The sequence below is a fragment of the Streptomyces sp. NPDC032721 genome, assembly GCF_055579625.1.
Genome location: NZ_JBVIMX010000005.1, coordinates 229,237 through 243,841, shown reverse-complemented (window position 1 = coordinate 243,841; position 14,605 = coordinate 229,237). Strand labels below are relative to the sequence as shown.

At 70.3% G+C, this 14,605-nt stretch carries 3 protein-coding genes and 1 pseudogene; 2 read left to right on the top strand and 2 right to left on the bottom strand.

Translation table 11 applies throughout. From position 1 onward, the window contains the following. Nucleotides 1-7 precede the first annotated feature (7 nt). Both ACZ5PB_RS13355 and ACZ5PB_RS13350 read right to left on the bottom strand, forming a co-directional pair. Nucleotides 8-415, bottom strand: coding sequence for an FKBP-type peptidyl-prolyl cis-trans isomerase (locus ACZ5PB_RS13355; RefSeq protein WP_468690609.1), 408 nt, complete (start codon nucleotides 413-415; stop codon nucleotides 8-10). Between the two features lie 348 nt (nucleotides 416-763). After that, nucleotides 764-1,119, bottom strand: a pseudogene (locus ACZ5PB_RS13350) (ABC transporter substrate-binding protein); the annotation flags it as partial. A gap of 284 nt (nucleotides 1,120-1,403) precedes the next feature. On the opposite strand from ACZ5PB_RS13350, the gene ACZ5PB_RS13345 reads away from it, so the two are divergent. Both ACZ5PB_RS13345 and ACZ5PB_RS13340 read left to right on the top strand, forming a co-directional pair. Next, a complete protein-coding gene (locus ACZ5PB_RS13345; RefSeq protein WP_468690608.1) occupies nucleotides 1,404-1,616 on the top strand; it encodes an MbtH family protein in 213 nt (70 codons plus the stop codon). Nucleotides 1,617-1,717: 101 nt separating this feature from the next. After that, a complete protein-coding gene (locus tag ACZ5PB_RS13340) occupies nucleotides 1,718-14,572 on the top strand; it encodes a non-ribosomal peptide synthetase (RefSeq protein ID WP_468690606.1) in 12,855 nt (4,284 codons plus the stop codon). Nucleotides 14,573-14,605: the final 33 nt, after the last annotated feature.

Here is a 14,605-nt window from a genome sequence, read left to right as displayed (position 1 = left end):
GATCCGGTTACCGGGAGTTGCTCCACCCGGCCGTGCTGGAGTACGAGTCGAGCAGGTCCACCACGAAGACCAGGGTCGAGCCCGGCGGAATCAACGGCGAGGGCGACTGATTGCCGTAGCCGAGACGAGGCGGCACGACGAGTTCGCGCCGGCCGCCGACCTTCATCCCCCGCACTCCCCGGTCCCAGCCCTTGATGACCCTGCCACTGCCCAGGGCGAACTTGAACGGCTGGTCCCGGTCCCAGGAGGAGTCGAACTCCTTCCCGGTCTCAAAGGTCACTCCGACGTAGTGGACCCGGACCACCATGCCGGACTTCACCTCGGGCCCCTGCCCGACGACCAGGTCCCGGACGGTCAGCTCGGTAGGAGCATCACCCGTCGGGACGTCGACCTCGGGCTTCGCCAGTTCACTCATGTACAGCCTCGTCACTCTCCGTCGCAGGCGTCGGCTCGGAACGGCCGGGCGCCTGAACACCTCATGCAGCGAACGCCCACGCTACCGAGCAGCCCGCTCCCGGAGCACACCGAACGACAGCGCGGACATACCTGATCGTGCCGTGGGTGCTTCGGCCGTATGACGGTGCTTCGCGCGGTAGGTGATGAGTCGATGACAGCGGCCCGGTCGAGGGGCCGGTGGGTGGTTCCGTCGGGGAAGCGGACATCGGCACGAACCCCCACCGAAGGAATCCCCCTTGAGCACGGACAACCTCCCTCCCGTGAGCAGGCCGTAGTCAGAACCAGTGCAGGCAGTGCGGTGGGTGCGGCTGGACACCTTCCGCATGTTCCCGATCGGGTCCTTCGGGTCGGCTCCCCGCGTGGCCATCACGGGGACGCCCCGCTTCTCCAGCTTCTTGATCTTTTCGTCCTTGGTGCGAACGCCTCCACGACGATGAGGTCGGACTTGGCCGCGTGGAGAGTGTCGAGGTCGGGTTCCTCACGTGTGCCGATGTCCTTCACTCCGTCGGGCAGCTTCTCCGCGCTGACCCAGGTGCGGTATCCCTTCGCGTCGGAGACTGCGGTGGGGGTGACGCGCAGGGTGAGCGCGTCCTCGACCTGCTGCCGTTCGAGGACCGCTATCCGCCGGGCGGGCTTGTCGAGCTTCACCTGGCGGCCGACGCCGGATCAGGTCCGGCCCGGCGTCCGGCGCCGTCCGGTGTGAACGCTGCCGGGGCGGGGCGCCCTGCGGCAGGGGCGGGTGTGTGACACCGCAGGTCATGGCGGGCGCTGCCTGCACCCGGCGAAGATCACCAACCGTTACGAGACGTGACCGGCAGGGCTCTCCGGCCACTGCGTGATCATCCCGAAGTCGAACGGGAGTACCTACTTGTTCACTTGGGGCGGTTGTACTCCCTCTGAGTCAAGTTCACGAAGAACACGAGCAATGAGCACGAGAAGGCCCCAATATGACGAATCCGTTCGAGGACCAAGAAGCTACTTACCTGGTACTGGTCAATCCGGAGGAGCAGTACTCGCTCTGGCCGACCTTCGTCGACGTCCCCGAGGGCTGGGAGATCGCGTTCGGCGAGGCTTCGCGACAGGACTGCCTGGACTACGTCGAGCGCACCTGGACCGACATGCGGCCCAAGAGCCTGGTGGATGCCATGGGCGACAACTGACGTAACGGGTCCAGCGGCCGTCCGCCGTCGCACGGCGGCACAGGTCCTTCTGCCGACTCTTCGCTCTCTTCGCTGAATACCAAGTACACGGGACATTCACCTTGCCGAACCATGCCCCAAAAGCCCTGACCGCAGCTCAAGAAGGCATCTGGTACGCCCAGGCTCTGGACCCGGAGAGCCCGGCCCAGAACATGGTGGACTACCTGGACGTCGTCGGCAGTCTCCAACTCGCCCTGCTGGAAAAGGCGTTCGGCCAGGCGTTGGCCGAGACGGAGCTGTTGCGCGTGCGGTTCGGGCAGGGTGGCGACGGGCCGTGGCAGGTGGTCGAGCCCCTGCTCGACTACCGACTGTCCGTGATCGACCTCCGGCAGGAGCCCGAGCCGGCGGCGGCCGCGCAGACGTGGATGCGTGCGGAGGCGGCCCGTCCCGCCGATCTCGAAGGGGGCCGCGTCTGGAGCCTGGCCGCGCTTCTGGTGGGCGAGGACAGGTACGTGGTGTATCTGGGGGCCCACCACATTGCTCTCGACGGCATTGGATACTCGGTGTGGCTGAACCGGGTGGCGGAGATCTACACCGCGCTGGAGGAGGGACAGGACTGCCCGTTCACTCCGTTCGCGACCCTCGAAGAGATCGTGGCCGAAGACGAGGCGTACCGCGGGAGCGAGCAGTTCGCACAGGACCGGGCGTACTGGGCGGGCCAGATGGCGGACGCGCCCGAAGCCGTCACCCTGGCCTCGGGGGCGGCGTTCGCATCCCGTCATGCGCACCGCCGTACCGCCGTGGTGTCGGCCGAAGTCGCCCAGTCGCTAAGGCAGTTGGCCCGCGCCTCGGGTGTCGCCCTGCCCGCACTGCTGATCGGGGCCGCCGGGCTGTACGTGCAACGAGTGGCACAGGCAGAGGAGGTGGTGCTGGGACTGACCGTCACGGCGCGCAAGGGCTCGCGCGTGCGGGGAGCGTTGGCGAGCATGGCCCAGGCACTGCCGCTGCGCCTGCCCCTCGCACCGGACATGAGCGTGTCCGGCCTGGCCCGGGAGGCGTCCGCACGGAGCCGGGGGGTTCTGCGGCACCAGCGTTACCGCTACGAGCACCTGCATCGCGACCTGAAACCCGCCCGTACCGGCAGTCGCATGTTCGGCCCCGTCATCAACTTCCTCCCCGACGACCGGACGATGCCCCGGTTCGGGCGATGCGAGACCACCGGGCGCACCTATCTGGCGAACGGTGCGGTGGACGACCTGACGATCCTCGTCTACGAGCGGGACGCAGGCCTGCGGGTGGACTTCCTGGCCAATCCCGCGCTCTACACCGAGGAGGAGAACGCCGCCCACCAGGCGCGGTTCCTCCACCTGCTCGCGGGCCTGGCCCGCCTGGAGCCCGATGCGCCGATCGCCCGGCTGGGGCTCGCCACCCCGGCCGAGCATCACCGCACTGTGGTGGAGTGGAACGACACGGCACACGAGGTCCCTGCGTCAGCGCTGCCGGACCTGTTCGAAGCACAGGTCGCCCGCACCCCGGACGCGACCGCGGTGGTGTGCGAGGCCACCGAAGTCTCCTACGCGGTGCTGAACGCTCGGGTGAACCGTCTGGCGCGGCTGCTGGTCACCCGGGGCGTGGGCCCGGAGAGCCGGGTGGCGGTTCTGATGGACCGCTCGCCCGACCTGGTGGCCGCCCTGCTGGCGGTGGCGAAGACGGGGGCGGCGTACGTGCCGATCGATCCCGGCCATCCCGCCGACCGGATCGCGTACGTGATGGCCGATGCTCGCCCGGTGCTGGTGGTGACCTCCCGCGCGGTGGTGTCGGTGGTGCCCGAGGGGGTGCCGCGATTGGTGGTGGATGCCCCGGAGACCGTCGAGGCGTGTGTACGCCTCGGGGGCGAGGATCTGACCGATGCCGAGCGCGGTGCGGCGCTGCTGCCCGACCATGCCGTGTACGTGATGTACACGTCGGGTTCCACGGGGCAGCCGAAGGGGGTGGTGGTCTCCCGGCGGGGGCTCGGCAACTTCGTGGCTGCCTTGCGCGGGCAGCTGTCGTTGGACGCCGATGACGTCGTCGTCGCGGTGACGACGGTGGCTTTCGATCTCCATGTACTGGAGTTGTACGTGCCGTTGGTGTCGGGTGCTCGGGTGGTGTTGGCCGACCGGGACACCGTGCGGGATCCGCGGGTGCTCGGGCGGCTGATCGCCGGGGCCGGAGCCACGGTGTTGCAGGCGACGCCTGCGGGGTGGCAGGGCCTGGTCGCGGAGGCTCCGGAGGCGGTGCGCGGGCTGCGGGTGCTGGTCGGTGGTGAGGTACTGCCTCCGGTGCTGGCCGGGCGGTTGACGGCGACGGCGGCGTCGGTGACCAATCTGTACGGCCCGACGGAGACCACCGTGTGGTCGACGTGGGCGGACCTCCAGCCCGGACACGACGGCCGTGCGCCCATCGGCAAGCCGATCGCCAACGCCCGGGTGCTGGTGCTGGACGCGGCGTTGCAGCCGGTGCCGGTCGGGGTGGCGGGCGAGCTGTACATGTGCGGCGCCGGGCTGGGCCGGGGCTACCTTGACCGGCCTGTGCTGACCGCGGAGCGGTTCGTCGCCAATCCCTATGGCGGGCCGGGTGAGCGGATGTACCGGACCGGTGACCTGGCTCGGTGGAGCACCGAGGGGCAGCTGGAGTATCTGGGCCGTACCGACGATCAGGTGAAGGTGCGTGGTTTCCGCATCGAGCTGGGGGAGGTCGAGGCGGCGCTGGCGGCGCATCCGTCCGTCGCCCAGGCGGCGGCGGTGGTCCGTGAGGACCGGCCGGGCGACAAGCGGCTGGTGGGGTACGTCGTCCCCACGGGCGGTCTGGGTGGGGTGGACGTCGCGGATGTCCGGGCAGGTCTGTCGGCCGTGTTGCCGGAGTACATGGTGCCGGCGGCGATCGTCGAGCTGGCCGCACTCCCGCTCACGGTGACCCGCAAACTGGACCGCAGAGCTCTGCCTGCCCCCGACTTCGGTGCCGGTGTCACCGGCCGGGGCCCGTCGAGTGCGCAGGAGGAGCTCCTGTGCGCGGTGTTCGCGGAGGTGCTCGATCTGCCGTCGGTGGGGGTCGACGACAACTTCTTCGAGCTCGGCGGGCACTCGCTGCTGGTGACCCGATTGGTCAGCCGGATCCGGTCGGTGTTCGGCGTGGAGCTGCCGATCCGGGCGGTGTTCGAAATGCCTGTCCCGGCTGTCCTCGTCGGCCGGGTGACCGCTTCCGGTGCGTCCCGGCGCGGGCTGGCGCGAGTGGAGCGGCCGGAGGTGGTGCCGCTGTCGTTCGCGCAGCAACGCCTGTGGTTCTTGGAGCAGTTGGAGGGTCCTTCCGCGCTTTACAACATTCCCATCACGCTCCGTCTCACTGGGGACCTGGATAGTGAGGTGCTGCGGGGCGCTCTGGCCGATGTCGTTGCTCGCCATGAAGTTCTGCGTACGGTCTTCGGGCATGTCGACGGTGTTTCTGAGCAGCGTGTTCTCGCCCTTGAGGCGGTCGATCTTCCGCTGGTGCCGGAGGTGGTGGCGGAGAGCGAGTTGGCGGGGGTTGTGGCTGCGGAGGCGGTGCGTCCCTTTCGTCTCACCGATGAACTCCCGCTGCGGGTGCGGCTGTTCGCGGTCGCTCCGCAGGAGCATGTGTTGGTCCTGGTGCTGCACCACATCGCCGGTGACGGCTGGTCGTTGACACCGCTGGCCCGCGACATCTCCGCTGCCTACACGGCCCGTGCCGATGGTCGGGCACCGGACTGGGAGCCGCTTCCCGTCCAGTACGCGGACTACACCCTCTGGCAGCACGACCTCCTGGGCGACCAGGGCGATTCCAGTAGCGCCCTGTCCACGCAACTCGACTACTGGCGTGCGGCGTTGGCGGGTACGCCGGAAGAGTTGGTGCTGCCCGTGGACCGGTCGCGTCCGGCAGTGGCTTCTCGTCGGGGTGGCGCTGTGGAGCTGCGTGTCGATGCCGAAGTGCATCGGGCCGTGGTGGAGCTCGCCCGTGCGCAGGGTGTGACGGTGTTCATGGTGGTGCAGGCGGCGTTGGCTGCTCTGCTGCACCGTCTGGGCGCGGGGGAGGACATCCCCATCGGCACCCCTGTGGCCGGTCGGACCGACGAGGCCCTTGACGATCTGGTGGGCTTCTTCGTCAACACGCTCGTGCTGCGCTCCGACGTGTCGGGGAACCCCGACTTCACCGAGCTCCTCGGGCGGGTTCGTGAGCGTGCGCTGAGTGCCTACGCGCATCAGGACGTGCCGTTCGAGCGCTTGGTGGAGGAGCTCTCGCCCGTACGGTCGATGGCCCGTCACCCCCTCTTCCAGGTCATGCTCACCCTGCAGAACAACACCACGCCGGACCTCGCGTTGCCCGGCCTGACCGTCGAGGTGCTGCCGCCCGGGAACCGTCCTGCCAAGCTCGACCTGGACGTCCAGTTCAGCGAACACCTCACCGACGGGGGCGAGCCCGCCGGGCTGGGGGGCGTACTCACCTACGCCGCCGATCTGTTCGACCACCACACCGCCGCCGGCATCGGTGAACGCTTCCTCCGGGTCCTGAAAACAGTGACCCAGAACCCCTCGGTGCCGGTCAACCGCATAGAGATACTCGACGCTGCCGAACGCGACCGCGTCCTGGTCGAATGGAACGACACGGCCCGCGATGTCCCCCTCGCGACCATCCCCGAGCTGTTCCAGGCCCAGGTCGCCCGTACCCCGGACGCGACCGCGGTCGTGTTCGAGGGCGTCGGAGTGTCCTATGCGCAGCTCAACGCCCGCGCCAACCGGCTCGCCCGCCTGCTGGTGCAGCGCGGGGCGGAGCCCGAGCGGGTGGTTGCTCTGGCGCTTCCCCGGTCCGTCGACCTCGTCGTCGCCATCCTGGCCGTACTCAAGACAGGGGCTGCCTACCTTCCCGTCGATCCCGGTCATCCGGCCGGCCGGATCGCCCGGCTGCTCGCCGAGGCGCGGCCCTCGGTCCTCATCGCCGACGACGCGACGTGGGAGAGCCTGCCGGGCATCGACGTAGCTCACCTGTCACTTGACGATGCCCAGTTGCGGCAGGACTTGGCGGGCCGTGCCGCGCACGACCTGCATGATCTGCACGACCTGTCCGACGCGGAACGGCGCAGCCCGCTGCTGCTCGACCACCGTGCGTACGTCATCTACACCTCCGGGTCCACGGGCCGTCCCAAGGGCGTGGTGGTCACGCATCGTTCGCTCGCCAACAACATCGCCGCCGTCATGCCGGAGTATGGAATCGACGAGCGTGCGCGGGTGCTGGGGGCGACGGCGTTCAGCTTCGACGTATCGGTACAGGACCTCTTCGTCACCCTGCTCTCCGGTGCGGTCTTCGTGCTGGCCGCCGACGAGGACCGGGTCGACCTTGCGCGCCTGGAGGGACTGATGCGTGCGCAGGGCGTGACAGTGGCGCATGTGACACCGGGAGTGGCGCGGTCGCTGGACCCTGCGCGGCTGCCGGAGCTGCGGTTGCTCGTGGTGGGAGGCGAGGCGTCGGACGCGGCCCTGGTCGACCGGTGGGCCACTGACGTCCGCGAGTTCTGCAACAGCTACGGGCCGACGGAGACGACCATCGGCGCCACGCTGATGCGCTGCGCCGCGCCGTCGCGGGGCGGTACTCCGCCGATCGGCCGCCCGCTGGCGAACACCCGGGCCTTCGTACTGGATCGGTCGTTGCGGCCGGTGCCTGCGGGGGTGGCCGGAGAGCTGTACCTGGCCGGGGTCCAACTGGCTCGGGGCTACCTCGACCGGCCCGCGCTGACCGCCGAGCGGTTCGTCGCCAACCCCTACGGCGGGCCGGGGGAGCGGATGTACCGGACCGGCGACCTGGTGCGGTGGAACGCCGAGGGGCAACTCCACTTCCTGGGCCGTTCCGACGACCAGGTGAAGATCCGCGGCTTCCGTATCGAGCTCGGTGAGGTTGAGGCCGCGCTGACGGCCCATCCGTCCGTCGCCCAGGCTGCGGTGGTGGTCCGTGAGGACCAGCCGGGTGACAAGCGGCTGGTGGGGTACGTCGTCCCGACGGGCGGTCTGGACGGGCTGGACGTCGCGGATGTCCGCGCAGGCCTGTCAGCAGTGCTGCCGGACTACATGGTGCCGGCGGCTATCGTCGAGCTGGCCGCACTCCCGCTCACGGTGAACCGCAAGCTGGACCGCAAAGCCCTGCCTGCCCCCGAATACCTCGCCACGAGCCCGAGCCGGGAGCCGCGGAACCTTCAGGAACGCCTGCTCAGTCAGGCGTTCGCCGACGTCCTGGGTCTGCCGAAGGTCGGGGTGGACGACAACTTCTTCGACCTCGGCGGCCACTCCCTGCTGGCCACCCGCCTGGTCAGCCGCATCCGCAGCACTCTTGGGGCCGAGATCCCGATCCGGGCCCTGTTCGAAGTCCCCACCGTTGCCGGGCTGGCCCGCCGTCTCGCCGAGACCGGCTCGGGCGGCGTACGACTGCCGCTGGCTGCCCGGCCGAGGCCCGACACGGTGCCGTTGTCGTTCGCGCAGCAACGCCTGTGGTTCTTGGAGCAGTTGGAGGGGCCTTCGGCGCTCTACAACATTCCCATCGCGCTCCGTCTTACCGGGGACCTGGACAGTGAGGTGCTGCGGGTCGCTCTGGCCGATGTCGTTGCTCGCCATGAAGTTCTGCGTACGGTGTTCGGGCAGGTCGACGGTGTTTCTGGGCAGCGTGTTCTCGCCCGTGAGGCGGTCGATCTTCCGCTGGTGCCGGAGGCGGTGCCGGAGAGTGAGTTGGCGGGGGTTGTGGCTGCGGAGGCGGCGCGTCCCTTCCGTCTCACCGATGAACTCCCGCTGCGGGTGCGGCTGTTCGCGGTCGCTCCGCAGGAGCATGTGTTGGTCCTGGTGTTGCACCACATCGCAGGTGACGGCTGGTCGCTGACGCCGCTGGCCCGCGACATCTCCGCTGCCTACACGGCCCGTGCCGATGGTCGGGCACCGGACTGGGAGCCGCTTCCCGTCCAGTACGCGGACTACACCCTCTGGCAGCACGACCTCCTGGGCGCGGACCAAGACGCGGCAAGCCCCCTCAACCGCCAGCTGGACCACTGGCGCGAGACCCTCGCGGGTCTGCCGGAAGAACTCACCCTGCCCACCGACCGGCCTCGGCCACCGGTCGCCTCCCATCGCGGTGGCACGGTCGACCTGTGCATCGACGGCGAGCTCCACCAGCGGATCACCGGCCTGGCCCGCGCCGAGGGCGTCACCGAGTTCATGGTGCTCCAGGCCGCTCTCGCCACCCTGCTCCTCCGACTCGGCGCGGGTACCGACATCCCCATCGGGACCTCACTGGCGGGCCGTACCGACGAAGGCCTGGACGAGCTGGTCGGCTTCTTCGTGAACACCCTGGTCCTCCGTACCGACCTCTCGGGCGAGCCGTCCTTCCGCGCACTCCTGCACCGCGTTCGCGAAGGGGGTCTGGACGCCTTCGCCCACCAGGACGTGCCCTTCGAACGGCTGGTGGAAGACCTCGCCCCCACGCGGTCCATGGCCCGCCACCCCCTCTTCCAGGTCATGCTCACCCTGCAGAACGGCGCCCCCGCGAGCCTCGCTCTGCCCGGCGTCCGAACCCAGCTCCTCCGCACGGGTGATCAGCCCGCCAAGTTCGACCTCGACATTCAGCTCCGCGAGACCCACAACGGCAGCCTGACCGGCTCCCTCGTCTACGCCACCGACCTCTTCGACCCCGGCACGGCGACCTCACTGGCCGAGCGGTTCGTCCGCGTCCTCGACACCGTGACCGCCGACCCGGCACGGCCCGTCACGGACATCGACCTGCTCAGTGCCGACGAGCGGCACCGCGTACTGGCGGAGTGGAACGCCACCGCGCACGAGGTGCCGGTGGCGACGCTTCCGGACCTCTTCCGGGCGCAGGCCGCGCGCACCCCCGACGCCACCGCCGTGGTCTTCGAGGACGTACGGCTCACCTACGCCGACCTCAACGCCCGTGCCAACCGGCTCGCCCGCCTCATGGCCGGACGCGGCGCCGGGCCCGAAACCCTCGTCGCGGTCCACCTGGAACGCTCCACCGATCTCGTCGTCGCCCTGCTGGCCGTTCTCAAGACAGGCGCCGCCTACCTCCCCGTCGACCCCGACCACCCGGCCGACCGCGTAGCCGGTCTGCTCGCCGACGCCAGGCCCGTACTGCTCCTCACCACCGACGCCCAGCGGCCGGCGGACACGGACACCGCCCGGACCCCCTGCCTCGTCCTCGACGACCCGCAACTGGCCACCACTCTCAGCCGCCTGTCCGCAGCCGACCTGGAGGACAGCGACCGTACGCGTGCCCTTCGCGTCGATCACCCGGCCTACGTCATCTACACCTCAGGGTCCACCGGACGTCCCAAGGGCGTCACGCTCACCCACCGGGGCCTGATCAACCGGCTGACGTGGATGCAGGATGCCTACCGGCTGACGGCGGACGACCGGGTGGTGCAGAAGACGCCGTTCGGGTTCGACGTGTCCGTGTGGGAGTTCTTCTGGCCGCTGACCGAGGGTGCCACCCTCGTGATGGCCCGTCCGGGCGGGCACCGCGACCCGGTGTACCTGGCCGAGCTGATCCGGCGCGAGGGCGTGACGATCGCCCACTTCGTCCCGTCGATGCTCCAGGTGTTCGTCGCCCAGCCCGCCGCCCGGGAGTGCGTGTCCCTGCGGGCCGTGGTCTGCAGCGGCGAAACGCTGTCCGCCGTGTTGCGAGACCGGTTCCACGCGGTGCTGCCGGTCCCGTTGCACAACCTGTACGGGCCGACCGAGGCCGCCATCGACGTCACCGCCTTCACCTGCGAGCCGGGCGTCGACACGGGGGGTGTGGTGCCGATCGGCCGCCCGCTGTGGAACACCCGGGTGTTCGTACTGGATGCCGCGCTGCGGCCGGTACCGGCCGGGGTGGCGGGGGAGCTGTACCTGGCAGGCGTCCAGTTGGCCCGGGGTTACCTCGACCGGCCCGCACTGACCGCCGAACGGTTCGTCGCCAACCCCTACGGCAGGCCGGGGGAGCGGATGTACCGGACCGGTGACCTGGCCCGCTGGAACACCGCTGGGCAGCTGGAGTACCTGGGCCGTACGGACGACCAGGTCAAACTGCGCGGATTCCGCATCGAACTCGGCGAGATCGAAGCCGCCCTGCTCACCCACCCGTCCGTCACCCAGGCGGCCGTGACGGTCCGTGAGGACCGGCCGGGCGACGAGCGGCTGGCCGGGTACGTGGTGGCAGCCGGTGGCACGGACGTCGACGTCGCGGAGCTCCGCGCCCACGTGGCCCGGGTGTTGCCCGAGTACATGGTCCCCGCCGTGATCGTGGTGCTCGACGGACTGCCGCTGACGGTCAACGGCAAGCTCGACCGAAGGGCGCTGCCGGTTCCGGATCACGGTGCCGGGAGGGCCGGCCACGGTGCCGGGAGGGCCGGCCGGGGGCCGTCCACGGTGCGGGAGGAGATCCTGTGCGGGCTGTTCGCCGAGGTGCTCGGCCTGCCCCCCGTCGGCGTCGACGACGACTTCTTCGAGCTGGGCGGGCACTCCCTGCTGGCGGTGACGCTCGTGGAGCGGGCCCGTACGGCGGGTGTCGCGGTGGACGTACGAACGCTGTTCACCAGCCCGACCGTGGCGGGTCTGGCGGCGCTGGAGGGCGCGGCGAAGGCGGTACTGCCGGCCAACGGCATCCCCGACGGCGCCACGGTGATCACACCGGAGATGGTCACGCTCGCCGACCTCACGACGCAGGAGCTCGACGGAATCCTCGCGGCGGTACCTGGCGGCGCGGCCAACGTCGCCGACATCTACCCGCTGGCCCCGCTCCAGGAAGGCATCCTCTTCCACCACCTGCTCGAAGGTGAGGACGGCACCGACCTCTACACCCTGCCGTACGTCCTCGGCTTCGACTCCAGGCCCAGGGTGGACGCCTTCCTCACCGCTCTCCAGCAGGTGGTCGACCGGCACGACATCCTGCGTACTGCCTTCCTGTGGGAAGGGCTGCGGGAACCCGTCCAGGTCGTCCTGCGCACCGCCCCGGTCGCGGTCAGGTCCCTCCCGCTGAAGGGCGCGGACGTCGTGGGCGGCCTGCTGGCCACACGTACCGCGCCGATGGACGTCCGCAGCGCGCCCCTGATCCAGGCCGGTGTCGCGCGGGACCCCGGCGACCAGCGGTGGTACGTCCTGCTCGAAGTGCATCACCTGGTTCAGGACCGGACCTCCCTCGCCCTGGTCTTCGACGAGATCCGCGCGATCCTCTCCGGCAGCGGAGAAACGCTGCCCGCGCCGCTGCCGTTCCGCGAGTTCGTCGCGCGGGCACGGCTCACGGTCCCGGCGCAGGAGCACGAGCGGTTCTTCGCGGAGCTCCTCGGGGACGTTAGCGAGCCGACCGCGCCGTACGGGCTGCTGGACGTGCACGGCGACGGCAGCGGCGTCTCCGAGGTGCGCATGCCGCTCGACGCGGAGGTGGGGCAGCGGCTGCGGGAGCAGGCACGCCGTCTGGGTGTCAGCCCGGCGACACTGTTCCACGTCGCCTGGGCGCGTGTCGTGTCAGCGACCTCGGGCCGGGACGACGTGGTGTTCGGCACTGTGCTGTTCGGCCGGATGAACGCGGGAGCGGGCGCCGACCGGATACCCGGCCTGTTCGTCAACACGCTGCCCGCCCGCCTCGACATCGCCTCCGTGAGCGTGCGCGACGCCGTACACGCGATGCGGCAGCAGCTCGCGGACCTGCTGGTGCACGAGCACGCACCGCTCATCCTCGCCCAGCGGGCCAGCGCACTTCCCGCCCGGACACCGCTGTTCACCTCGCTGTTCAACTTCCGCCACAGCGAAGACACCGCCGCACCGAGCCCCGACGGGATCGAAGTCCTCCACGGGCACGAGCGCACCAACTACCCGCTGGAACTCTCCGTCAACGACACCAACCCCCTCTTCACCCTCACCGTCCAGTCGGTGGCCCCGGTCGATCCGCGAGCCGTGGGCGCCTTCCTGCAGACCGCGGTCGCCGACCTCGTCACGGCACTGGAGGAGGACCCCGGGCGACCGCTGCGTGCGGTCCGGGTGCTGGACGAGAAGCAGCGCCGGATGCTGGTCGAGGAGAACGACCTCGTCGGCGATGTCGCTCCTACGACTACGACGCTCTGCGAGCGGTTCCAGGCCCAGGCGGCCCGGACTCCGGACGCGGACGCGGTGGTGTGCGAGGGCGTACGGCTCACCTACGCGGAGCTGAACGCGCGGGCCAACCGGCTGGCGCGACTGCTGGTGGCCCGGGGTGCGGGTCCTGAGCGGCGGGTGGCGGTGATGATGCACCGCTCACCGGATCTCGTGGTCGCCCTGCTCGCCGTGGTCAAGGCCGGTGCGGCGTACGTGCCGATCGACCCGGAGTATCCGGCTGACCGGGTGGCGTACGTCCTCCAGGACGCGGCTCCCGCACTGGTGGTGGGCACCGGAGCGGTGGCGGACGTGCTGCCGGAGAGCATCGTGCAGGTGCGGCTGGACGATCCCGCCACGACGGCCGCGCTGGGTGAACGCGCCGACGAGGACCTGTCCGACGGCGAGCGGGGCGGTACACCGCTGCCGGGCCACGCGGCGTACGTGATCTACACCTCCGGATCGACGGGCCGGCCCAAGGGTGTGGTGATCACCCACGCGAACGTCACCCGGCTGTTCTCCGCCACCGACGGGTGGTTCGGATTCGGCCCCGACGACGTGTGGACGTGGTTCCACTCGTTCGCGTTCGACTTCTCCGTGTGGGAACTCTGGGGAGCGCTGCTCCACGGCGGCCGGCTGGTCGTCGTGCCGTTCGCGGTGTCGCGGTCGCCGGAGGAGTTCCTGCGTCTGCTGGTGCGGGAGCGGGTGACGGTGCTGAACCAGACGCCGTCGGCGTTCCACCAGCTCGCCCAGGCCGACGCGAACGCCCCCGCCCTCGGCCAGGAACTCTGCCTGCGGCTGGTGGTCTTCGGCGGAGAGGCACTGGATCTCGGCCGGCTGGCGCAGTGGTACGCCCGTCATCCCGACGGCGCGCCGCGACTGGTGAACATGTACGGGATCACCGAGACCACCGTCCATGTGACGTACGCGCCCTTGACCGCGGAGGACGCGGGCCGGGCGGGGAGTGTCGTCGGGCGGGCCATACCGGACCTGCGGACCTACCTGCTCGACGGCGGACTGCAACCGGTTCCGGAGGGCGTGCCCGGAGAGTTGTACGTGTCGGGTGCCGGTCTGGGACGCGGGTACCTGAACCGGGCAGGGCTGACCGCGGAGCGGTTCGTCGCCTGCCCGTACGGCGGCCCCGGCGAGCGTATGTACCGCACGGGTGACCTCGCCCGCTGGAACACCGAGGGCCAGATCGAGTACCTCGGCAGGGCCGACGACCAGATCAAGATCCGCGGCTTCCGCATCGAGCGGGGCGAGATCGAGGCCGCCCTGCTCACCCACCCGTCGGTGGGCCAGGCCGCGGTGGTGGTGCGCGAGGACCGGCCGGGCGACCGACGCCTCACCGGATACGTCGTGCCCGCCCGCGAGCTGTCCACCGAGGACGTCCGTGCGTTCCGGGCGGCGGTCGGCGCTCTGCGCACCCATGTGGCGACCCTGCTGCCGGAGTACATGATTCCGGCCGCGATCGTGGTCCTGGACGCGCTGCCGCTGACGGTGAACGGCAAGCTGAACCGCGCCGCCCTCCCGGTGCCCGAGTACGCGGGCCAAGGCGAGAGCAGGGAACCCGCATCAGCCGAAGAGGCGGCTCTCTGCCGCATCTTCGCCCAGGTGCTGGGCGTCCCCGACATCGGAGTGGACGACAACTTCTTCGACCTCGGCGGGCATTCCCTCCTCGCCACCCAGCTCGCCGGTCAGGTCCGCGCCACCCTCGGCAGGGAAGTCCAGATCCGCGCGATCTTCGAAACACCCACCCCCGCCGGCCTGGCGAAGCGGCTGGGACCGGAGAAGCACAGCCGACCAGTCCTGGGCCGCCGGTCGCGCTGAGGCCACCGGCTGCGCTGAGGCCGCCAGTGGTAC